The following is a 19137-nucleotide window of genomic DNA, read 5'->3' on the forward strand; positions in this document are numbered from 1 at the left end:
AAGCAAGAGTGCGGGCCCAGCCTGATGAACCCAGCCACCGCCAATATCGAGGAGGCGATCCTTTCCGCCATCCTCGCCGGCCGCATCAATCCGGGCACGCGGCTCGGCGAGCAGAAGCTCGCCGACCTGTTCGGCGTGTCACGCACCCGCGTGCGCGAGGCGATGATGCGGCTGGAGACGCGCGGCGTGGTGCAGGTGAGCGCCCGGCGCGGCTGGTACGTGGTCGAGCCTTCCGCCGAGGAGGCGCGCGAGGCGTTCCAGACCCGCCGCGTGATCGAGACCGGCCTGCTGCATTCCCTGCGCGCGGTCCCGCCCGAGGTGCTGAAAAGCCTGAAGGACCACGTCGCCATGGAGCGCGACGCCATCGGCGCCGGCGACGTGCATTCGCGCGCCTGCCTGCTCGGCGATTTCCACATCCATCTCGCCGACGCGCTCGGCAACCGGCTGCTGACCGAGATCGTGCGCGATCTCACCGCCCGCACCACGCTGATCTCGATGCTCTATCAGCCGACCGACAAGGCCGAGGAATCCAGCCACGACCATGAGGACATCGTCGCCGCCATGGAGGCCGGCGACCTCGCTCTGGCCGCAAGGCTGATGGACGAGCACATCGGCAAGGTCGAGGCCGGGCTCGACCTCACCGCCCGGCCCGATCCGCTCGCCGGGCTGCGCGCCCTGCTCTCGCCGGCGGCCTTCGCCGGCAACGCTCCTTCCGTCCCGCACATCCACGACCATACCCACGGCCATCCGGCCACCAAGGAGGATTGACCGCATGAACCGTCGCACCCTTCTCGCTTTCGCCGCCGGCGCGCTGCTCGCCGCCACCCAGCTGCCCCTGCCCGCCTCCGCCGACGCGCTCGCCACCATCGAGGCGAACAAGGTGATCCGCATCGCCGTGCCGCAGGATTTCCCGCCCTTCGGCACGGTCGGCGCCGACATGGAGCCCAAGGGCTACGACGTCGACATGGCCAAGCTGATCGCCGAGAAGCTCGGCGTGAAGCTGGAGCTGGTGCCCGTCACCAGCGCCAACCGCATCCCGTACCTTCAGACCAACAAGGTCGACCTCGTCATCTCCTCGCTGGGCAAGAACGCCGAGCGCGAGAAGGTGATCGACTTCACCACCGCCTATGCGCCCTTCTTCAACGGCGTGTTCGCGCCGGCGGATGTCGCGGTGAAGGACGCGGCCGGTCTCGCCGGCAAGACGATCGGCGTCACCCGCGGTTCGGTCGAGGACCTGGAGCTGACCAAGATCGCCCCGGCCGACGCCACCATCAAGCGCTACGAGGACAATAACGGCACCATCTCCGCCTTCCTTTCCGGGCAGGTCGAGCTGATCGCCACCGGCAATGTGGTGGCCGCCGCCATTCTCGCGCGCAACCCGCCGAAGAAGCCGGAGATCAAGTTCCTGATCAAGAACTCGCCCTGCTACATCGGCCTCAACAAGAACGAGCCCGCCCTGCTCGCCAAGGTCGATTCCATCATCGCCGGGGCGAAGAAGGACGGCGCGCTCGACGCCATCTCGCAGAAGTGGCTCGGCGCCAAGCTGCCGGCGGATCTCTAGGATTCTGTGTCCCGGCCCAGCGCAGGCGAAGCCGGAGCGCCGAGCCGGGATCCAGCGCAAGAATCCGCCGAAGGCGCTTGCCTGAAGGGATTCCGAGGCTTCGCCCAGTCTCCCCTGGCCCCCGGATCGGCGCCACGCGTCGCGCGGCTTGTCCGGGGAACAGCCGTCTTCCCTCACCCACGCAGCGGGAGTTCACCGGCATGAACTACGCGTTCGATTATGGCTGGCTGTTCGAGTACTGGCCGGTTCTCGTGAAGGGCATCGGCATCACGCTCGAGCTCACGCTGGTCGGCGGGGTGCTCGGGGTCATGCTGGGCATCGCCTGCGCCTGGGCGCGGGCGCTCGGGCCGGGCTGGCTGCGCCCGGTGGTGGCGACCTATGTCGAGCTGATCCGCAACACCCCGTTCCTGATCCAGCTGTTCTTCATCTTCTTCGGCCTGCCGGCGCTCGGCCTGCGCATGGGCGAGCTGGAGGCGGCCAACCTCGCCATGGTGATCAATCTCGGCGCCTATGGCTGCGAGATCATCCGCGCCGGCATCCAGGCGACGCCGAACGGCCAGTTCGAGGCCGGCGCCTCGCTCGGCATGAGCCGGCTGCAGACCTTCTGGTACGTCGTGCTGATCCCGGCGCTGCAGCGCATCTGGCCGGCGCTCTCCTCGCAGATCGTCATCGTCATGCTGGGCTCGGCGGCGGTGTCGCAAATCGCCGCGGAGGACCTGACCTTCGCGGCCAACTTCATCCAGTCACGCACCTTCCGCGCCTTCGAATCCTACTTCGTGGCAACGCTGATCTATCTCGCCCTCGCCATCGCGCTGCGCCAATTGCTGCGCGGCCTCGGCTGGACGCTTTTTCCAAAACGCACGGCACGGTGAGGAGGCGACCATGAACGACTTCACCACCTGGGACATCCTGCGCAACCTGCTGCTCGCCGCGCGCTGGACGGTCCTGCTCTCGCTGGTCTCCTTCATCGGCGGCGCCATCGTCGGCGCGGCGCTGCTGTTCGCCCGCATCGGCCATGGCCGCGCCGGCCCGCTCTTCGTGAAGACCTATGTCGAGCTGTTCCAGGGCACGCCGCTGCTGATGCAGCTGTTCCTCGCCTTCTTCGGCCTCGGCCTGTTCGGCATCGACGTGCCGGCCTGGCTGGCGGCGAGCGTGGCGCTGATCCTGTGGAGCGCGGCCTTCCTCACCGAGATCTGGCGCGGCTGCGTCGAATCCATCGCCAGGGGGCAGTGGGAGGCCTCCTCCAGCCTCGGCATGGGGTACATCCAGCAGATGCGCCACGTCATCCTGCCGCAGGCGCTGCGCATCGCCGTGCCGCCCACCGTCGGCTTCTCCGTGCAGGTGGTGAAGGGCACCGCGCTGACCTCGATCATCGGCTTCGTCGAACTGTCCAAGGCCGGCACGGTGGTGACCAACGCGACCTTCGAGCCGTTCAAGGTCTACGGCTTCGTCGCCCTCATCTATTTCTGCCTGTGCTGGCCGCTGTCCAGGTCTTCCCAGATCCTCGAGAGGAAGCTCAATGTCGCTCATCGAAATCACTGAAGTGAAGAAGCGCTTCGGCGACAACGAAGTGCTCAAGGGCATCAATATCGACGTCGCCCCCGGCGAGGTGATCGCCATCATCGGCAAGTCGGGCTCGGGCAAGTCGACGCTGCTGCGCTGCATCAACGGGCTGGAGAGCATCGACGAGGGCTCGATCTCGGTGGCCGGCACCCAGCTGCTGCCGGACGAGCTGCACCTCAAGGCGCTGCGGCTGAAGGTCGGGATGATCTTCCAGCAGTTCAACCTGTTCCCCCACCTCACGGCGGGGCGCAACGTCATGCTCTCGCAGATGGTGGTGAAGAAGACGCCGAAGGCCGAGGCCGAGGCGATGGCGACGAAGATGCTGGAACGGGTCGGGCTCGGCCACAAGTTCGACGCCTACCCGGACCAGCTCTCCGGCGGCCAGCAGCAGCGCGTCGCCATCGCCCGCGCGCTCGCCATGCAGCCCATCGCCCTGCTCTGCGACGAGATCACCTCGGCGCTCGACCCGGAACTGGTGAGCGAGGTGCTCGCCGTGGTGAAGGAACTCGCCGGCGAGGGCATGACGCTGCTCATGGTCACGCACGAGATGCGCTTTGCCCGCGACGTGTGCTCGCGCGTCGTGTTCATGCATCAGGGCCGCGTGCACGAGATCGGCCCGCCCGGCGAGGTGTTCGCCAGCCCGAAGACGCCGGAGCTGCAGCAGTTCCTCGGCGTCACGCACTGAGGCCGGTCGCGTCAGCCGCTCGGCCGGGCCGCCAGCAGCAGCGAGGAGGCGGCGTGGCGATAGGCGCCGCCGGAGCCGAACAGTTCGGCCACCCAGTCGACGAAGACGCGCAGCCGGCTGCTGAGATGCCGGTTCGGCGCGTAGACGATGTGAAGAACGATCGGTCCCGCGTGCCATTCGGGCAGCACGCGCACCAGCGCGCCCGATTGCAGATAGGGCCCGATCATCGGCTCGATGGTCTGGGTGATGCCGAGCCCGGCGAGGCCGGCGGCGAGATAGGCGGTGGAATCGTTCGTCGCCACGGAATAAGGCAGGTGCAGCTCGAAGCTCTCCTCGCCGCGCGTCATGTCGAACGCCACCGGGCGCCCGGTGCGGGCGTTGAAATAGCCGATGACGCGGTGGTGCCCGCTCGCGAGGTCGCGCGGATGCTGCGGCATGCCGTGGCGCGCGATGTAGGCCGGCGCGGCGTAGAGCATCAGCCCCACCTCGCCGATGCGGCGGGCGATCAGCGTCGGGTCCAGAATATCGCCGCCGCGAATGGCGCAGTCGACATTCTCCGCCAGCAGGTCGACCGTCCGGTCGGTGACGCCGAGGTCGAGCTGGATGTCGGGATAGCGGGCGAAGAAATCCGGCAGCGCCGGGATCAGCGCGTAGAGCGCCAGCGACGAGGGCACATCGACCCGCAACCGGCCGGAGGGGCTGGCCTGCGAGTGCGCCATCGAGCCGTCGAGCTCGTCGAGATCGGACAGCAGCGCCAGCGCGCGCTCGTAATAGGCGGCGCCGTCCGGCGTCACCGCCACGCGGCGGGTGGAGCGGTTGAGCAGCTTGGTGCGCAGATGTGCCTCAAGCTGCTGGATCAGCTTGGTCACGGTGGGCTTGGGCATGTCGAGGAGGTCGGCGGCGCGGCTGAAATTGCCCGCCTCGACCACACGGACGAAAGCCCGCATCGCCGCAATCTGGTCCATTCCAATGCCCTATTATTTCCGTACGTGAATAATGTTATCGCCAAACGACTATTTTTTCGAGAGATGCACCGGACTAGTTTCCACCGCATTGCAGCAGAAGCAATTGGTGAGATCGGGTGGCGGGCGACGCCGGCAACCTGATGGTGGGCGTCATGACCGCATTGTGGACCGAGGACAGGCTGGAGATCGAGGGGACCGTGCTGCCGGCGCGGGTCTATCGCTCCCGCACGCCGCTGCGTCCGATCCCGCTGGTGCTGCACCTGCATGGCGGCTGCTTCACCGATGGCGATCTCGACTGCAGCGCCAAGGTCTGCCAGCTCCTGGCGGAAGCGGGTGCGGTGGTGGTCTCGATCGACTATCCGCTGGCGCCCGACCACCCTTTCCCGGCCGCGCTCAACCTGTCCTTCACGGTGCTCGGCCGGCTTTACGCCGATCGCGCCAAATGGGCCGGGCGCGGGGCCCGGCTGTTCGTCGCCGGCGAGGAAGCCGGCGCCAACCTGGCCACGGCGCTGACCCTCATGGCCCGCGACCAGCAGGCGCCGCCGCTGGCCGGCCAGATCCTGCTCTCGCCCATGGTCGATCCCAGCCTGTGCTCGGGCTCCATCCACGCCGCCTCCGCCGGCGCGGCGGGGTGCAAATGGGCCGATGGCTGGCACCTCTATCTCGGCAGCGCCGACCGAGCGGCGCATCCCTATGCCGCGCCGCTCGGCGCGCGCCGGCTCGGCGGGCTCGCTCCCGCGCTCATCGTCACGGCGGACGACTGCCCGATCCGCGACGAGAGCCTCGCCTATGCCCGCCGCCTCGCCGAATGCGGCGTCGCCGTCGAGAGCCACATGCTGGAAGGCACGGAATGCTCGTCCGGGAGCATGGATGCCGCCATCGAAGCCGCCCCCGTTTGGGAAGGGGTCCTGCGGGATCTCTTCCGGAAATTCCTGGCGGAGAATTCCGCCGCAGCTAGTCGCACCGTTCGGGCCTGAGGGCCGGGAGATCCGTCATGAGTGACAAGACATTCGGCACCGACGCCGCCTCGGCGAGCACCGCACACGCCGTCATCGCCCGCGGCGACGCGTCGACGGCCCCGCGCCGCCGCTGGCGCGAGGCCGGCATCGCGCTGACCCTCGCCACGCTTGCCACCGGCCTTGCGGTGTTCCTCGCCTGGCCGAGCAGCCAGGCGCTGGCGACCGATCCGCCGGCGGAAGCCGCGGCGGCACCGGCCATGCCGGTCGAAGTGGCAGTGCTGAAAGCGCGCGACACCATGAAGTGGGACGAGTTCTCCGGCCGCCTGCGCGCGGTGGAAGAGGTGGAAGTGCGTCCGCGCGTGGCGGGAGCGGTCGAGAAGATCCACTTCCGCGAGGGTGCGCTGGTGAAGCAGGGCGACCTGCTGGTCAGCATCGACCCGGCCCCCTTCCAGGCCGCGGTCAACCGCGCGGAATCGCTGCGCGAGGCCGCCGCCGCCCGCGTCGAGCTGACCCGCAGCGAGCTGGAGCGCGGCAAGCAGCTCGTCGACAACCGCGTCGTCTCGGTGCGCGACCTCGACCAGCGCACCAACGCCTTCCGCGAGGCGGAGGCCAATCTGCGCGCGGCGCAGGCCGCCGTGCAGACGGCCCAGCTCGACCTCGACTACACCGAGGTGCGCGCGCCGGTCGACGGGCGCGTCGGCCGGATCGAGGTCACGGTCGGCAATCTCGTCGCCGCCGGCGCCTCCTCGCCGGTGCTGACCAGCCTCGTCTCGGTCGATCCGATCTATGTCAGCTTCGACGCCGACGAGAACGCGGTGGCCGAAGCTCTGGCCTCGGTCGGCGACCACGATATCGCGCTGACCGAGATCGACCAGATCCCGGTCGAGATCACCACCGCCACAACCGGCGGGCGCACGGTGCGCGGCCACCTCCAGCTGGTCGACAACCAGGTCGACACCGCTACCGGCACGTTCCGCCTGCGCGCCGTGTTCGACAACAAGGATGGCCGCCTGGTGCCGGGCCAGTTCGCCCGGGTGAAGATGGGCCGCGCCAAGACCGAGCCGGCGCTGGCGGTGAACGAGCGCGCCATCGGCACCGACCAGGACAAGAAGTTCGTGTTCGTGATCGACGACGCCAACAAGGCCGTCTGGCGGCAGGTCCGGCTCGGGCCGCCGAGCGAGGGGCTTCGCGTCATCACCGACGGGCTGAAGGAAGGCGAGCGCATCGTCGTCAACGGCCTGCAGCGCGTGCGCCCCGGCGCCGTGGTGGCGCCCGAAATCGTGCCCATGGAAGCCACATCCGCCGCCGCCGCGACGGACCCGACCACCTCCGTCGCCGCGCGCTGATCGCAGCCCCGACGCATCGCCTCCTTGGGGGAGGACGCCATGAATCTATCCAAATTCTTCATCGACCGGCCGATCTTCGCCGGCGTCCTCTCCGTGCTGATCTTCCTCGCGGGGCTGCTGGCCCTGCGGGTGATGCCGATTTCGGAATATCCGGAAGTCGTGCCGCCGCAGGTCATCGTGCGCGCCACCTATCCCGGCGCCAGCCCGAAGGTGATCGCCGCCACCGTCGCCACGCCGATCGAGGAATCGATCAACGGCGTCGAGGACATGCTCTACATGTCCAGCCAGGCGACGACCGACGGCGTGATGACGCTGACCGTCACCTTCAAGCTCGGCACCGACCCGGACAAGGCGACCCAGCTGGTGCAGAACCGCGTCGGCCAGGCCGAGCCGCGCCTGCCGGAAGAGGTGCGCGCGCTCGGCATCACCACGGCGAAGAGCTCGCCGACCTTCCTCATGGTCGTGCACCTGATCTCGCCGAACGACCGCTATGACATCACCTATCTGCGCAATTACGCGGTGCTGAACGTGAAGGACCGGCTGGCCCGCATCGGCGGCGTCGGCCAGATCGAGATCTTCGGCGGCGGCGACTATTCCATGCGCGTCTGGCTCGACCCGCAGAAGATCGCCGAGCACGGGCTTTCCGCCGGCGACGTGGTCAACGAAATCCGCGCCCAGAACGTGCAGGCCGCCGCCGGCATCGTCGGCGCCTCGCCGGCGCAGCCGGGCGTCGACCTCCAGCTCACCATCAACGCGCAGGGCCGGCTGGAGACCGAGGAAGAGTTCGGCGACATCGTCGTCAAGACCGGTGCCAACGGGCAGGTGGTGCGCCTGCGCGACGTCGCGCGGCTCGAACTCGGCGCCGCCGACTATGCGCTGCGCTCGCTGCTCGACAACAAGCAGGCGGTCGGCCTCGGCGTGTTCCAGGCGCCCGGCTCCAACGCGCTGGAAATCGCCGAGAATGTTCGCGCGACCATGGCGGAGATCAGGAAGACGATGCCGGAGGGCGTCGACTTCGACATCGTCTACGACACGACGCGCTTCGTCGACGCCTCCATCGACGCCGTGGTGCACACGCTGTTCGAGGCGGTGCTGCTGGTCGTGATCGTCGTCGTGGTGTTCCTGCAGACCTGGCGCGCCTCGATCATCCCGCTGCTCGCCGTGCCGGTCTCGATCGTCGGCACCTTCGCGGTGATGTACCTGTTCGGCTTCTCGATCAACGCGCTGAGCCTGTTCGGCCTGGTGCTCGCCATCGGCATCGTCGTCGACGACGCCATCGTCGTGGTGGAGAATGTCGAGCGCAACATCGAGAACGGCCTGACGCCGCGCGCCGCCGCCTATCAGGCGATGAGCGAGGTGTCCGGGCCGATCATCGCCATCGCCCTGGTGCTGGTGGCGGTGTTCGTGCCGCTGGCCTTCATCTCCGGACTGTCGGGCCAGTTCTACCGCCAGTTCGCGCTCACCATCGCCATCTCCACCGTCATCTCGGCGATCAACTCGCTCACTCTGTCGCCGGCGCTGGCGGCGCTGCTGCTGCGCGGCCACGACGCGCCGCCGGATCCGCTCCAGCGCGTGATCAACTTCCTGTTCGGCTGGTTCTTCCGCGGCTTCAACTGGGTATTCGCGCGCGGCTCGCGCGGCTATGGCGGCGGCGTGCGCGGCACGCTGAAGGTCAAGAGCCTCGTCATGGTGTTCTACGCCGTGATGCTGGGCGCCACCTGGTGGCTGTTCCAGGCGGTTCCGCCCGGCTTCGTGCCGGCGCAGGACAAGCAGTATCTCGTCGGCTTCGCCCAGCTCCCCGACGGCGCCACGCTCGACCGCACGGAAGAGGTGATCCGCCGCATGACCGAGATCACGCTGGCCCAGCCCGGCGTCTCCAGCGCGGTGGCCTTCCCCGGCCTGTCGATCGCCGGCTTCTCCAACTCGTCGAACGCTGGCATCGTGTTCTCGGTGCTCGACCCGTTCGAGAAGCGCCAGAGCCCCGAACTTTCCGCGGGCGCCATCGCCGGCGCGCTGAACCAGAAATACGGGGTGATCAAGGACGCCTTCATCGCCATGTTCCCGCCCCCGCCGGTGCAGGGCCTCGGCGTCGTCGGCGGCTTCAAGATGCAGCTGGAAGACCGCGCCGGACGGGGCTACGAGGCGCTGAACGACGTCACCAACGCCTTCATGGCCAAGGCCATGGCGGCTCCCGAGCTCACCGGCCAGTTCACTACCTACCAGATCAACGTGCCGCAGATCTTCACCGATGTGGACCGCACCAAGGCCCGCCAGCTTGGCGTGCCGGTCAGTTCCGTGTTCGAGACGCTGCAGGTCTATCTCGGCTCGCTCTATGTCAACGACTTCAACAAATTCGGCCGCACCTACTCGGTGCGGGCGCAGGCCGACGCGCCGTTCCGCGCCCGGCCGGAGGACATCGGCAAGCTCAAGGTGCGCTCCAACAGCGGCGAGATGATCCCGCTCTCGGCGCTGCTCAGGGTCGAGACCACGGCGGGGCCGGAGCGCGCCCAGCGCTACAATGGCTTCCTCACCGCCGACATCAACGCCTCGCCGGCGCCCGGCTTCTCGTCGGGACAGGCGCAGGAGGCGGCGATGCGGATCGCCGCGGAAGTGCTGCCGCCGGGCTTCGATTACGAATGGACCGATCTCACCTATCAGGAGATTCTCGCCGGCGATTCATCCTTCCTGGTGTTCCCGCTCGCCCTGCTGCTCGTCTTCCTGGTGCTGGCAGCCCAGTATGAGAGCCTGACGCTGCCCATCGCGATCATCCTGATCGTGCCCATGGGCCTGATGGCGGCGCTGTTCGGCGTCTGGCTGGGCGGGGGCGACAACAACATCTTCACCCAGATCGGCCTCGTGGTGCTGGTCGGCCTGTCGGCGAAGAACGCGATCCTGATCGTCGAATTCGCCCGCGAGCTGGAATTCATGGGCCGCAACCCGGTGGAGGCGGCGATCGAGGCCAGCCGGCTGCGCCTGCGGCCGATCCTGATGACGTCCTTCGCCTTCATCATGGGCGTGCTGCCGCTGGTGCTCTCCACCGGCGCCGGCGCCGAGATGCGCCATGCGATGGGCATCGCCGTGTTCGCCGGCATGATCGGCGTCACCTTCTTCGGGCTGTTCCTCACGCCCGTCTTCTACGTGCTGCTGCGGCGCCTGGCGGGCAACCGCCCGCTGCGGCAGCACGGCGAGGCCCATATCGCGCCGCTTGCGGCCGAGTGAGCCTCGACGTCGACCGGGAAGCGCGCGTCCGGGGAGTCGGTTGCCCCCTCGGCGTTCCGGATTGCACGCTTCCCGGCCGGCTCCTCATCGACAACGCCTCCCGGCGATGCCACATGCATCGCGCAACAGCGGGCGGGCGGCGATGAAGCAGATGAAATCCGACTGGACGGACGTCGTGCTGGTCTGCCGCAAATGCGCGAAGAAGCTGCACGGCGGCTTCGGGCCGCGCGGCGACCAGTCCTTGCCCCGGGCGCTCAGGGCCGCCGTCGCCGAGCGCGAGGGCGGCAAGCCGATGAAGAAGCCCCGCCGCAAGGGCGCCCATGTCGCGGTGATCGAGGTGCCCTGCCTCGACATCTGCCCCAAGGACGCGGCGGTCCTCATTCCCGCCGGCCATCCCGGCCGCTGGCGCGCCGTGCCGCCCGGCACCGATCTCGGCGCGCTGCTCGACGCGATCGCCCCGGCGCGGGACGTCGACTGATCAGGCCGGCCTTTCCGCCGACTTGACCGGATTCAGCGCCCAGACCAGCACGGTCATGATGCTGACCCCGATGATGATGCCGACCAGCCGGTCCACCGGTGGAAAGAGCGAGGTCGGCGGCCCCGGATCGACGAGCGTGACGATGAAGGCGATGGCCGACTGCGTGCCGATATAGGCATTGGGCGTCTTGGACAGATGCACCCGTGCGAAGGAGAAGATGCCGAGAAAGAGCATCGTCGCCCACCAGATCTGATCGGTCGCGTCGAGCCCGATGACCAGCAGCCCCGCCGCTCCGCCGGCGAGGCAGCCGACGATGCGCTGCCAGCCCTTGTGGCGTGTGGCATTGGGGTCCGTATCGACCACGATGAGACTGGAGATCAGCACCTGCGGCAATTGCGGCAGGTCGAACCGCGACCAGATGATCACGATGACGATCGCACCGAAGCCGGCAATCAACGCCTGGCGCAGGGCATTCTCCGGCGTGACCGCGACAGCCTGCGCCTTGAGCCGGGCATGGAGCTCGCCGGCATTGGCCCCCAGCGCCCAGCTCGCCAGCGTGCCGCACACCACGCCGATGACGATCTCGTAGCAGCGATAATGCGCGAAACTGTAGAGGTCCTGCGGCTGGACCATCGAGAACAGCATGATCAGCATGAAGGTCAGGCCGCCATAGAACCAGGCATAGCTGTAGACGCTGCGCTGCTTGCCATAGGTTCCGATGGCTGCGGCGGCCCCCACCAGCAGGGCCTGCTGGATCGGCAGTCCCTCCATCCATTGCGCGACGATGAAGCCGACGCTCACCCCGACCAAGGTGCTCAGAACGCGCAGAATGCCCTTCGTCACCAGCGCGTCGCGGTCGGTGTTGGCGATCATCATGACGCTCAACGCCGCCCAATAGGGCTGGTCCAGCCCCATCGACAGCGCGATATAGACTGCCGCCAGCACGCCGGTAGCGGTGGCGAAGGCCTGCCGGTCGACATCGCTGATCCGGTCGGGGGACCGCGCCTCCGCCATCGCTCAGAACCAGATCAGGACGCGGGCATCGGCGCCGTTGAACAGGCCCAGGCTCTCCGGCCAGTCGTCCAGCGTCACCTCGACCGGGAAGCGCCGGGGCAGCCGCACCCAGTCCGTGGTCGGCTGGACATAGGGCAGCACCTGCGGGTTGTCCGGCGAGCGGGCGACGCCGCCGGCAATGCCGCTCACCCGGCCCCGATGCAGCACCCAGGGGTCGGAGCCCAGAGTCAGCAGCACGCGCTGGCCGATCCTGATGCGGGCGAGATGACGCTCGCTCACATTTGCCACCACCCGGCGGCGGCGATCGGTGACGATGGCGAGCACTTCCGAGCCGGGGCGCAGATAATCGCCGACCCGGGTGACGAAGGGCGCCACGCGGCCGGCATCGGGAGCCGTCACCACGGTCTTGGAGAGGTCGTACTGCGCCTTCGCCACCGCGGCCTCTGCGGCGGCGATCGCCGCCTGCGCCACCGCCACCCGGCGTGACGTCACGGCGAGCCGCGCCTCGGCGGAGGTGACATCGGCGCCGGCGGTGGCGACATTGCGGGTGGCGACGTCAAGCATCGCCTCGGGCGAATAGCCGTCCGTCTCCAGTGTCTTCACGCGGCCGAGCTGGTCCATCGCGTTGGTCTGCACCGCCTGCGCGGCGGTGACGCTGGCCTTCGCGACGTTCACCTCGTCCCGCGCGAGGTCGAGATCGGCACGGGCGGTGGCGAGGGTCGCCTGCGTCTCCTGCAGCTTCAGCGCGTAGGGCGTGCGCTCGATCTCGAACAGCAGGGCGTCGGCGGCGACCTTCTGGTTGTTCTGCACGGCGAGCACCGAGACCGGCCCCTCGATCTCCGAGGACAGGACGATGATGTCGCTCATCACATAGGCGTCGCCGGTATAGGCGAAGAAGCGGACGCACACCTCGTAGAGGGTGAACAGCGCCACGATCACGCCGACGATCAGCAGCACCGGATGTCGAAGCAGTCGGCTCAGCATGTCTACGCGACGCTCCACGGCTCCAAGCCAGTGACTCCCGGCACCCGACGCCCGCATCATCGCGGCTTTGCCGGCCGCGCTCAATCCTCGCCGACAGGCGGGTCCACCCTATTCCCGCCTTTGGTTAGCGCTCGGGGGGCCGTTCCTCGATGGCCGCGATCATCGGCTCCTCGTCCTCCTCGCCGCGCTCGCGCGCGCCGGGATGTTCCTCGATGAGAGGGCCGGGCGTGCGCGCGGCGCGGGCCGCCTCGGCGCGGCGCGCGCGCTGCGGCGCCGACAGTTCCTCCGGCCGCTGGGTGACGACGCGCAGCGGCGGCGCCATGCCCTTCTTGTCGGTGCCGAGATAGACCGTCTGGTGCGGGAACGGCATCTCGATGCCGCGCGCCTCGAAGGCCGCCTTGATGCGGCGGTAGAACTCACGGCGCACGTTCCACTGGCCGAGCGGGCGGGTCTTGAAGCGGCCGCGCAGCTGGATGTGCGACGGCTCGAGCGCCTCGACCCCGACCACTTCGAACGGCGCGATGATGGATTCCGCCAGCGGCCCCTTCTGCACCATGTCGGCCGCCACCTCCGCCATCAGCGCCAGCCCCTCGTCGATGTTCTCGCGGTAGGCGATGCGCACGTCGACGACGGCATAGGCGAAGTCCTTCGACATGTTCTTGACGGTCTGCACCTCGCCGAAGGGGATGGAATGCACGTTGCCGTCGAAATCCCGCATGTGGACGGTGCGGATGGTGATCTTCTCGACGAGGCCGGCATGCGCGCCGACCTCCACCACGTCGCCGACCGAGATCGTGTCCTCCATCAGGATGAACACGCCGGTGATCACGTCCTTCACCAGCGTCTGCGCGCCGAAGCCGATGGCGAGGCCGAGCACGCCGGCACCGGCCAGCAGCGGCGCGATGTTGACGCCGATCTCGGACAGCAGGATCAGCCCGCCCAGCGTGAGCAGCACCACGCGGACCGCGTTCTGCACGAAGGGCAGCAGGGTCTTCAGCCGCGTCGAGGCCGGATTGGTGGCGCGCAGGCGATCGGCAAAGGCCGCCGACAGCTCCCAGGCGAGCAACCCGATGAACACCACGACGCCGATCGAGATGAGCCGGCCAACCGCCCCCTGCCCGCTCTCGGAGGCGAGCCAGGCGAAGGGTTCTGCACCCCAGATCTCCAGCAGAACGAGGCCGGCGACCAGCACCACCAAGCCCTGCATGGCGCTGCGCAGCGCCGGCAGGTAGCGGTTGGCCCGCATCTCCAGCAGCGGAAACCGCTCGCGCATCTCGCCGTTCAGCTGGAACACCTTCTCGAACAGCCGCAGCAGCAGCGCGATCGCCAGCGCGGCGAGGCCGATGGTGATGAGCGACAGCAGCGTCGCGCGGGCGAGGAAGGCGAAGCCCCCGTCCACATCGAGTGCCCAGACCAGGAAGCCGGCGACGACATAGCCGATCGCCAGCACATGCCAGAAGTCCGCCACCGCGTCGCGCACCCGCGCCGCCCGCCCCTCGCGCGCGCCGAGCCGCCTCAGGCGCCGCCCCACGCCACCGCGGATCTGCAGGATGAAGACGATGCCCATGCCGGCGACGAACAGGCCGAGCACATTGCCGAGGAAGTGGTAGGTCGACAAGGCAAGGCCGAGCACCCAGGCGGCGCGCAGCAGGAAATAGCCATAGACGATGGTGTAGGCGAAGCGCCGCACCCAGAGATAGCCATAGACCGCGCTTTCATTGCCGAGCGGAAAGAGCCGCAGCTTCGGCGCGTCCGGCGTCAGCACGGCGCGGGTGCCGGCCAGGATCAGCCGGACCAGTACATTGGCGTTGATCACCGCGACCACCGCGAGCCGCACGATGAAATTCAGCTCGACCAGCGCCAGCACGCCGAACGCCGCGGCGGCGAAGGCCGCGATCGGCAGGATGTCGAGCACGGTGCGCACGCCCAGCAGGATGGCGCGCAGGCCAACGGCGCGCGCCGGCCGCGCCTCGACCGCCCGGCGCAGGCCGGCCAGCAGCCTCTTGGCAAGGTGCTCCGCCAGCAGCGCCGCCGCGAGCACGGCGGCAACCATGATCGCCGCCCGGCCCACCCGCTCCAGCACCAGCGGATCGGACAGGTCGTCGAGCAGGCGCTCGGCCTGCGCCGGGATCTGCTCGATCTCGCCGACCAGGGACAGCACCGCGCTGGAAAAGGCGCCGAGCGACTTCGTCGCGCCGGACAGCCAGTCCTCCCGCCCGGCGGCGGGGCCGGCGGCCGCAGCGGCGTCTCCCGTCGTGGCCACGCCGTCCGCCGCGTTCCCGTCGGCCGCCGCCTCGATCGTCCCGCTCTCGACCAGCGCGCGCAGCCGCGCCAGGAACGCCGCGCGCGCCGTGTCGTCGCTCAGCGTGTCGAGCAGCGCGCGAAGATCGCAGCGCGGCTCCGATTGCCCCGCATCGGGAGCGGGCGCCGCCGTCCGTGCCGGCGTGGTCTGGGGGGAAAGTCCCGGCGCCTGCGCGAGGCAGGCCGGCGCGAAGAGCGGGATGGCGAGGAGGGAAAGGGCGAGGAACAGGATGCGGGAAAGCGCGCGCGGCGGCATGGAGCATTCCGTCGTTCGCGGCCCTTGGCGATCGACCGCGGGCGCGCAGATGCAGGGGAGCCGGAATGGCGGGTGCGGGTTAGTAAACGTGCGAAAACGAAAAAGGTTCCGCACGTCGCGAAAAAAATCACGCCATCGCGCGCGCGACGATTGGCGCGGCGGCGGGGCGCGGCGGATCGGCGCGCCGGCCTTGCTCCGGTCACGTTCGTCTCCACATTGGGCGACGGAGCTCCGACAGTGTGAGGACATGGAAGCATTTACCGCGGATGTGGCCGCCTTTCTGCACAGCCACGACTATCTGATCCCCCTCGTCATCGGCATCATCGCCTTCGGCGAGTCGCTCGTGCTCGTCGGCCTGATCATCCCCGCCACCGCGCTGATGCTGGCCATTGGCGGGCTGGTCGGGACGGGGATCATCTCGCCCGTGCCGGTGATCATCGGCGCCATCGTCGGCGCCGTGCTCGGCGACGTGGTCTCCTATTGGCTCGGCCGCTGGCTCGGCCCGCGCATCGTCCATCGCCGGCCCCTGCTGCGCTATCGCGAGCAGGTGGCGCAGGCGCGGCTGTTCTTCCGCCGCTTCGGCTTCGCCTCGGTGTTCGTCGGCCGCTTCTTCGGGCCGGTGCGGGCCACCATGCCGCTGGTCGCCGGCATGATGCGCATGAACCAGCGTCGCTTCCAGGTCGCCAACGTCTCCTCGGCCGTCGTCTGGGCACCGGTGATGCTCGCCCCCGGCTGGCTGGCCGGCAAGAGCGCCAGCGAACTCGGCGCCCACTCGCAGGGCGAGTGGCTGCTGATGATAGTGGGCGTGACCGTGGTCATGCTGGTGCTGACGGTCGTCGTTCTGCGGGTGATCAAGGGCCGCATCGCCAAGCGCCCGCGCAACCGCCGCCGTCCGGTCGGCGCGCCCGTCGCCTGAAGCGCGGCGCCCGCGCCCAACGCCTCCTCCCGTCTTAACCATTTCGTAAGGAATCGCCCGCCGACGCCCCGCATTCCGTTAATATGGCTTCCGAGCAGGCCGTCGGTGGACGGTGCGACATGCCCGGCGAATGGCGGACGGGAACGAGTGATGATCGACAAGCTTGAGCCACCCATGGACTCCCCCAAGCCGCGCCAGGGCGACGAGGAGGGCGCCGTCGCCGCCCCGCGCCCGCCAGTCGCCACCCCTTCGACCGCTCCCCCCTCGGCCGCCACCCGCGCCAAGGGCCCGCCGCAGGACCCCGTCGCCTTCGAGCGCTGGCTCGGCATCGAACGGCTGAAGGTCGACATGCGCCGGCTGGAGCTTGAGACCAAGCAGGCCGAGACGCCGCCCGCCCGCGCGGGCCATCCCGCGCTTCCCGTGCTGTTCGGCCTGGTTCTGGTCGCCCTGCTCGCGCTGGTCGCGTTCCTTGCTGCGCAGGTTCTGACGATGCGCGAGGATATCGCCGCGCTGCGCAGCGCCCAGAGCGAGGTCGCCGAGCGCCTGGCGGCGGGCGGGCCGCAATCGCCGGCCGCCGACGCCGCGCAGCCGAGCGCCCCGCAAGCCGCCGCCGTGCCGCCTGCGCCCTCTCCTGCGGATGCCGCGCAGACGGCGGCCGAGCCCCTGATAGCTCCGGCGCCGACGGCGTCCTCATCCGGCGCAGCCAATGGCACGCCGGCACCGACCGCCTCGACGGAAACCGCGCCGAGTCCGCCGGCCCTGCCCGGCGCGGGCTATACGGTGCGCATCTTCGCGCCGGTCAACTCGGTGCCGCAGGCGAAGATCGACAACTTCACCAAGCCACTGAAAGCGGCCGGCTTCGACGTCGTGGTGTCGGATACCGGCGTCGTCCAGACGACGAGCAACACGCTGTCCTATCACGCCGCAACCACCGACATGGCGAACGAGCTATCCAACCTGCTGCAGAAGAAGAACCCGTCCCTCGGCATCGAGCTGCGGGCCTCGCCCTCGATTCCCGAAAATGCCCGCCAGATCCTGATCCTCAACCTGACGGACGATGCCTTCAACTGAGGCGGAAGCCTTCAACTGAAACGAAGGGGCGCGGCGGTCACGCGGCGGCGCGGCCCCGGCGCGCGTTCCGCCCGGCCTCGCGGATGGCGGCGATGTTGGCGGCGTAGGCGTCCTTGCCACCCCGGAACACCGCCGAGCCCGCCACCAGCACGTTGGCGCCGGCCCCGGTGCAGAGCGGCGCGGTTTCCGGCGTCACCCCGCCGTCGATCTCCAGATGGATCGGCCGCTCGCCGATCATCGCCCGCAGGCGGTGGATCTTCGGCACCACGTCGGCGATGAACGCCTGCCCGCCGAAGCCGGGATTGACCGTCATCGGCAGGATCAGGTCGACCTTGTCGAGCACATAGGCGAGCGCGCTCTCATGCGTCGCCGGGTTCAGCGCCACGCCCGCCTTCTTGCCGAGCGAGCGGATGAGCTGCAGGCAGCGGTCGAGATGGTGCGTCGCCTCGGCCTGCACGGTGATGATGTCGGCGCCCGCCTTGGCGAAGGCTTCGATGAAAGGTTCTACCGGCTCGATCATCAGATGCACGTCGAACACCCGGTCGGTATGCGGGCGCATCGCCTTGATGACGTCGGGACCGAAGGTGATGTTCGGCACGAAATGCCCGTCCATCACGTCGAGATGGATCCAGTCGGCGCCGGCGGAAACGACATCGCGCACCTCCTCGCCGAAGCGCGAGAAATCGGAGGCGAGCATTGAGGGGGCGATGAGAACCATGGGTTTGTCTTCCTTGGTCGGATGTCATCCCGGACGGCCGAAGGCCGATCCGGGATCGTGCGAAATGGAGAGCGATCCCGGCTCTGCGCTGCGCTTCGGCCGGGATGACGAACCTTGAGGCCCCGGAATGACCGTCAACCGCGCAGCGGCGGATAGCTGTCGATGCCGCCCGAGAACACGCGGCTGGAGAGGATGTCCTCGGCGGTGATGGTGGCGAGGTCGTCGGCCGTCACCGGACGCTCGGCGTTGAACAGGCGATTGGCCTGGCGCAGCCGGGCGCGGTCGAGCGCGTTGCGGATCGAGCGGCCATTGGCGAAATGCGGCTGCTGCATGCGCAGGTCGACATAGCGCTGGAAGGCCGCTTCGGCGCCGGCGTCCATGCGGTAGTTCATCGTCCCGAGGATGCGCCCGCCGATCGCCTCGAGTTCGTCGGCCGAGTAGTCGGGGAAGTCGACATGGTGGGCGACGCGCGAGCGGAAGCCGGGATTGGCGGTGAAGAAGCGCTCCATCCGGTCGGAATAGCCGGCGAGGATGACGACCAGGTCGTCGCGCTGGTTCTCCATGACCTGCAGCAGGATCTCAATCGCCTCCTGCCCGTAGTCGCGCTCGTTCTCCGGGCGATAGAGGTAATAGGCCTCGTCGATGAACAGCACTCCGCCCATCGCCTTCTTGAGGATTTCCTTGGTCTTCGGCGCGGTGTGGCCGATGTACTGGCCGACCAGATCGTCGCGCGTGACGGTGACGAGATGGCCCTTGCGCACATAGCCGAGGCGGTGGAGGATTTCCGCCATGCGCAGCGCCACCGTCGTCTTGCCGGTGCCGGGGTTGCCGGTGAAGCTCATATGCAGGGTCGGGCTCACCGCCTGAAGGCCGAAATGCGCGCGCGCCCGGTCGACCAGCAGCAGCGCGCCGATCTCGCGCAGCCGCTGCTTCACCGGCACCAGGCCGACCAGTTCGCGGTCGAGCTGGTCCAGCACCTCGGCGAGGCCGCTGGCGGCGAACTCGGCGCGCAGGTCGATGGCGTCCGGCACGGCCGGCGCCTCGGTGGCGATGTTCGGATCGTCGATCACGGCGTCCATGACAGCCTCCATTCAGTCTTTC

17 protein-coding genes are annotated in these 19137 nt (G+C 68.8%); 11 read left to right on the plus strand and 6 right to left on the minus strand.

Annotated elements, in window-relative coordinates; all coding sequences use genetic code 11:
- Positions 1 to 24 precede the first annotated feature (24 nt).
- The 5 genes from AC1PZ7_RS20770 (at position 25) to AC1PZ7_RS20790 (ending at position 3809) form a co-directional block, all read left to right on the plus strand.
- Positions 25 to 768: a GntR family transcriptional regulator gene (locus AC1PZ7_RS20770; RefSeq protein WP_482357086.1), complete on the plus strand. Its 744-nt coding sequence runs from the start codon at positions 25 to 27 to the stop codon at positions 766 to 768.
- 4 nt (positions 769 to 772) lie between these two features.
- Complete coding sequence (locus AC1PZ7_RS20775; protein WP_482357087.1) at positions 773 to 1561, plus strand: transporter substrate-binding domain-containing protein; 789 nt, start codon at positions 773 to 775, stop codon at positions 1559 to 1561.
- A gap of 200 nt (positions 1562 to 1761) precedes the next feature.
- The gene (locus tag AC1PZ7_RS20780) at positions 1762 to 2433 is read left to right on the plus strand and encodes an amino acid ABC transporter permease (protein ID WP_482357088.1); all 672 of its coding nucleotides are present in this window, start codon (positions 1762 to 1764) and stop codon (positions 2431 to 2433) included.
- Between the two features lie 10 nt (positions 2434 to 2443).
- Positions 2444 to 3103, plus strand: coding sequence for an amino acid ABC transporter permease (locus AC1PZ7_RS20785; RefSeq protein ID WP_482357089.1), 660 nt, complete (start codon positions 2444 to 2446; stop codon positions 3101 to 3103).
- A complete protein-coding gene (locus tag AC1PZ7_RS20790) occupies positions 3081 to 3809 on the plus strand; it encodes an amino acid ABC transporter ATP-binding protein (RefSeq protein WP_482357090.1) in 729 nt (242 codons plus the stop codon). Before AC1PZ7_RS20785 ends, AC1PZ7_RS20790 begins: the two co-directional genes overlap by 23 nt.
- Before the next feature lie 11 nt (positions 3810 to 3820).
- On the opposite strand, the gene AC1PZ7_RS20795 is transcribed toward AC1PZ7_RS20790, so the two are convergent.
- Positions 3821 to 4774, minus strand: coding sequence for a LysR family transcriptional regulator (locus AC1PZ7_RS20795; RefSeq protein ID WP_482357091.1), 954 nt, complete (start codon positions 4772 to 4774; stop codon positions 3821 to 3823).
- 116 nt (positions 4775 to 4890) lie between these two features.
- On the opposite strand from AC1PZ7_RS20795, the gene AC1PZ7_RS20800 reads away from it, so the two are divergent.
- The 4 genes from AC1PZ7_RS20800 to AC1PZ7_RS20815 all read left to right on the plus strand — a co-directional run bounded on the left by AC1PZ7_RS20800 (position 4891) and on the right by AC1PZ7_RS20815 (position 10776).
- Complete coding sequence (locus tag AC1PZ7_RS20800) at positions 4891 to 5751, plus strand: alpha/beta hydrolase (RefSeq protein ID WP_482357092.1); 861 nt, start codon at positions 4891 to 4893, stop codon at positions 5749 to 5751.
- Between the two features lie 17 nt (positions 5752 to 5768).
- Positions 5769 to 7079 carry an efflux RND transporter periplasmic adaptor subunit gene (locus AC1PZ7_RS20805; protein WP_482357093.1) on the plus strand — a complete coding sequence of 437 codons (1311 nt, stop codon included), beginning with the start codon at positions 5769 to 5771 and terminating at the stop codon, positions 7077 to 7079.
- Positions 7080 to 7118: 39 nt separating this feature from the next.
- Positions 7119 to 10298 carry an efflux RND transporter permease subunit gene (locus AC1PZ7_RS20810; protein WP_482357094.1) on the plus strand — a complete coding sequence of 1060 codons (3180 nt, stop codon included), beginning with the start codon at positions 7119 to 7121 and terminating at the stop codon, positions 10296 to 10298.
- A gap of 142 nt (positions 10299 to 10440) precedes the next feature.
- On the plus strand, positions 10441 to 10776 hold the full coding sequence (locus AC1PZ7_RS20815) for a (2Fe-2S) ferredoxin domain-containing protein (protein ID WP_482357095.1): 336 nt from the start codon (positions 10441 to 10443) through the stop codon (positions 10774 to 10776).
- Here AC1PZ7_RS20815 and AC1PZ7_RS20820 read toward each other — a convergent pair whose 3' ends face one another.
- The 3 genes from AC1PZ7_RS20820 to AC1PZ7_RS20830 all read right to left on the minus strand — a co-directional run bounded on the left by AC1PZ7_RS20820 (position 10777) and on the right by AC1PZ7_RS20830 (position 15331).
- Positions 10777 to 11790 (minus strand): FUSC family protein, encoded by a 1014-nt coding sequence (locus AC1PZ7_RS20820; protein WP_482357096.1) that lies wholly within the window; start codon positions 11788 to 11790, stop codon positions 10777 to 10779.
- 3 nt (positions 11791 to 11793) lie between these two features.
- Positions 11794 to 12774 carry an HlyD family secretion protein gene (locus AC1PZ7_RS20825; protein ID WP_482357097.1) on the minus strand — a complete coding sequence of 327 codons (981 nt, stop codon included), beginning with the start codon at positions 12772 to 12774 and terminating at the stop codon, positions 11794 to 11796.
- A gap of 124 nt (positions 12775 to 12898) precedes the next feature.
- Entirely contained in the window at positions 12899 to 15331 is a 2433-nt protein-coding gene (locus tag AC1PZ7_RS20830) for a mechanosensitive ion channel family protein (protein WP_482357098.1), read from the minus strand.
- A 247-nt stretch (positions 15332 to 15578) separates the two neighbouring features.
- On the opposite strand from AC1PZ7_RS20830, the gene AC1PZ7_RS20835 reads away from it, so the two are divergent.
- A complete protein-coding gene (locus tag AC1PZ7_RS20835) occupies positions 15579 to 16247 on the plus strand; it encodes a DedA family protein (RefSeq protein ID WP_482357099.1) in 669 nt (222 codons plus the stop codon).
- 150 nt (positions 16248 to 16397) lie between these two features.
- Positions 16398 to 17318, plus strand: coding sequence for a hypothetical protein (locus tag AC1PZ7_RS20840; RefSeq protein WP_482357100.1), 921 nt, complete (start codon positions 16398 to 16400; stop codon positions 17316 to 17318).
- A 37-nt stretch (positions 17319 to 17355) separates the two neighbouring features.
- Here AC1PZ7_RS20840 and rpe read toward each other — a convergent pair whose 3' ends face one another.
- Both rpe and cbbX read right to left on the minus strand, forming a co-directional pair.
- On the minus strand, positions 17356 to 18036 hold the full coding sequence (rpe, locus tag AC1PZ7_RS20845; RefSeq protein ID WP_482357101.1) for a ribulose-phosphate 3-epimerase: 681 nt from the start codon (positions 18034 to 18036) through the stop codon (positions 17356 to 17358).
- Positions 18037 to 18170: 134 nt separating this feature from the next.
- Positions 18171 to 19115, minus strand: a complete 945-nt coding sequence (cbbX, locus tag AC1PZ7_RS20850; protein ID WP_482357102.1) for a CbbX protein — start codon at positions 19113 to 19115, stop codon at positions 18171 to 18173.
- Positions 19116 to 19137 lie beyond the last annotated feature (22 nt).

The sequence above is a fragment of the Ancylobacter sp. TW_SC_1 genome, assembly GCF_056836805.1.

What these genes read in the sequence shown, in the direction of transcription:
- AC1PZ7_RS20770 (WP_482357086.1), top strand. Translation starts at nt 25, where the DNA reads ATGAACCCAGCCACCGCCAATATCGAGGAGGCGATCCTTTCCGCCATC.
- AC1PZ7_RS20775 (WP_482357087.1), top strand. Translation starts at nt 773, where the DNA reads ATGAACCGTCGCACCCTTCTCGCTTTCGCCGCCGGCGCGCTGCTCGCC.
- AC1PZ7_RS20780 (WP_482357088.1), top strand. Translation starts at nt 1,762, where the DNA reads ATGAACTACGCGTTCGATTATGGCTGGCTGTTCGAGTACTGGCCGGTT.
- AC1PZ7_RS20785 (WP_482357089.1), top strand. Translation starts at nt 2,444, where the DNA reads ATGAACGACTTCACCACCTGGGACATCCTGCGCAACCTGCTGCTCGCC.
- AC1PZ7_RS20790 (WP_482357090.1), top strand. Translation starts at nt 3,081, where the DNA reads ATGTCGCTCATCGAAATCACTGAAGTGAAGAAGCGCTTCGGCGACAAC.
- AC1PZ7_RS20795 (WP_482357091.1), bottom strand. Translation starts at nt 4,774, where the DNA reads ATGGACCAGATTGCGGCGATGCGGGCTTTCGTCCGTGTGGTCGAGGCG.
- AC1PZ7_RS20805 (WP_482357093.1), top strand. Translation starts at nt 5,769, where the DNA reads ATGAGTGACAAGACATTCGGCACCGACGCCGCCTCGGCGAGCACCGCA.
- AC1PZ7_RS20810 (WP_482357094.1), top strand. Translation starts at nt 7,119, where the DNA reads ATGAATCTATCCAAATTCTTCATCGACCGGCCGATCTTCGCCGGCGTC.
- AC1PZ7_RS20815 (WP_482357095.1), top strand. Translation starts at nt 10,441, where the DNA reads ATGAAGCAGATGAAATCCGACTGGACGGACGTCGTGCTGGTCTGCCGC.
- AC1PZ7_RS20820 (WP_482357096.1), bottom strand. Translation starts at nt 11,790, where the DNA reads ATGGCGGAGGCGCGGTCCCCCGACCGGATCAGCGATGTCGACCGGCAG.
- AC1PZ7_RS20825 (WP_482357097.1), bottom strand. Translation starts at nt 12,774, where the DNA reads ATGCTGAGCCGACTGCTTCGACATCCGGTGCTGCTGATCGTCGGCGTG.
- AC1PZ7_RS20830 (WP_482357098.1), bottom strand. Translation starts at nt 15,331, where the DNA reads ATGCCGCCGCGCGCGCTTTCCCGCATCCTGTTCCTCGCCCTTTCCCTC.
- AC1PZ7_RS20835 (WP_482357099.1), top strand. Translation starts at nt 15,579, where the DNA reads ATGGAAGCATTTACCGCGGATGTGGCCGCCTTTCTGCACAGCCACGAC.
- AC1PZ7_RS20840 (WP_482357100.1), top strand. Translation starts at nt 16,398, where the DNA reads ATGATCGACAAGCTTGAGCCACCCATGGACTCCCCCAAGCCGCGCCAG.
- rpe (WP_482357101.1), bottom strand. Translation starts at nt 18,036, where the DNA reads ATGGTTCTCATCGCCCCCTCAATGCTCGCCTCCGATTTCTCGCGCTTC.
- cbbX (WP_482357102.1), bottom strand. Translation starts at nt 19,115, where the DNA reads ATGGACGCCGTGATCGACGATCCGAACATCGCCACCGAGGCGCCGGCC.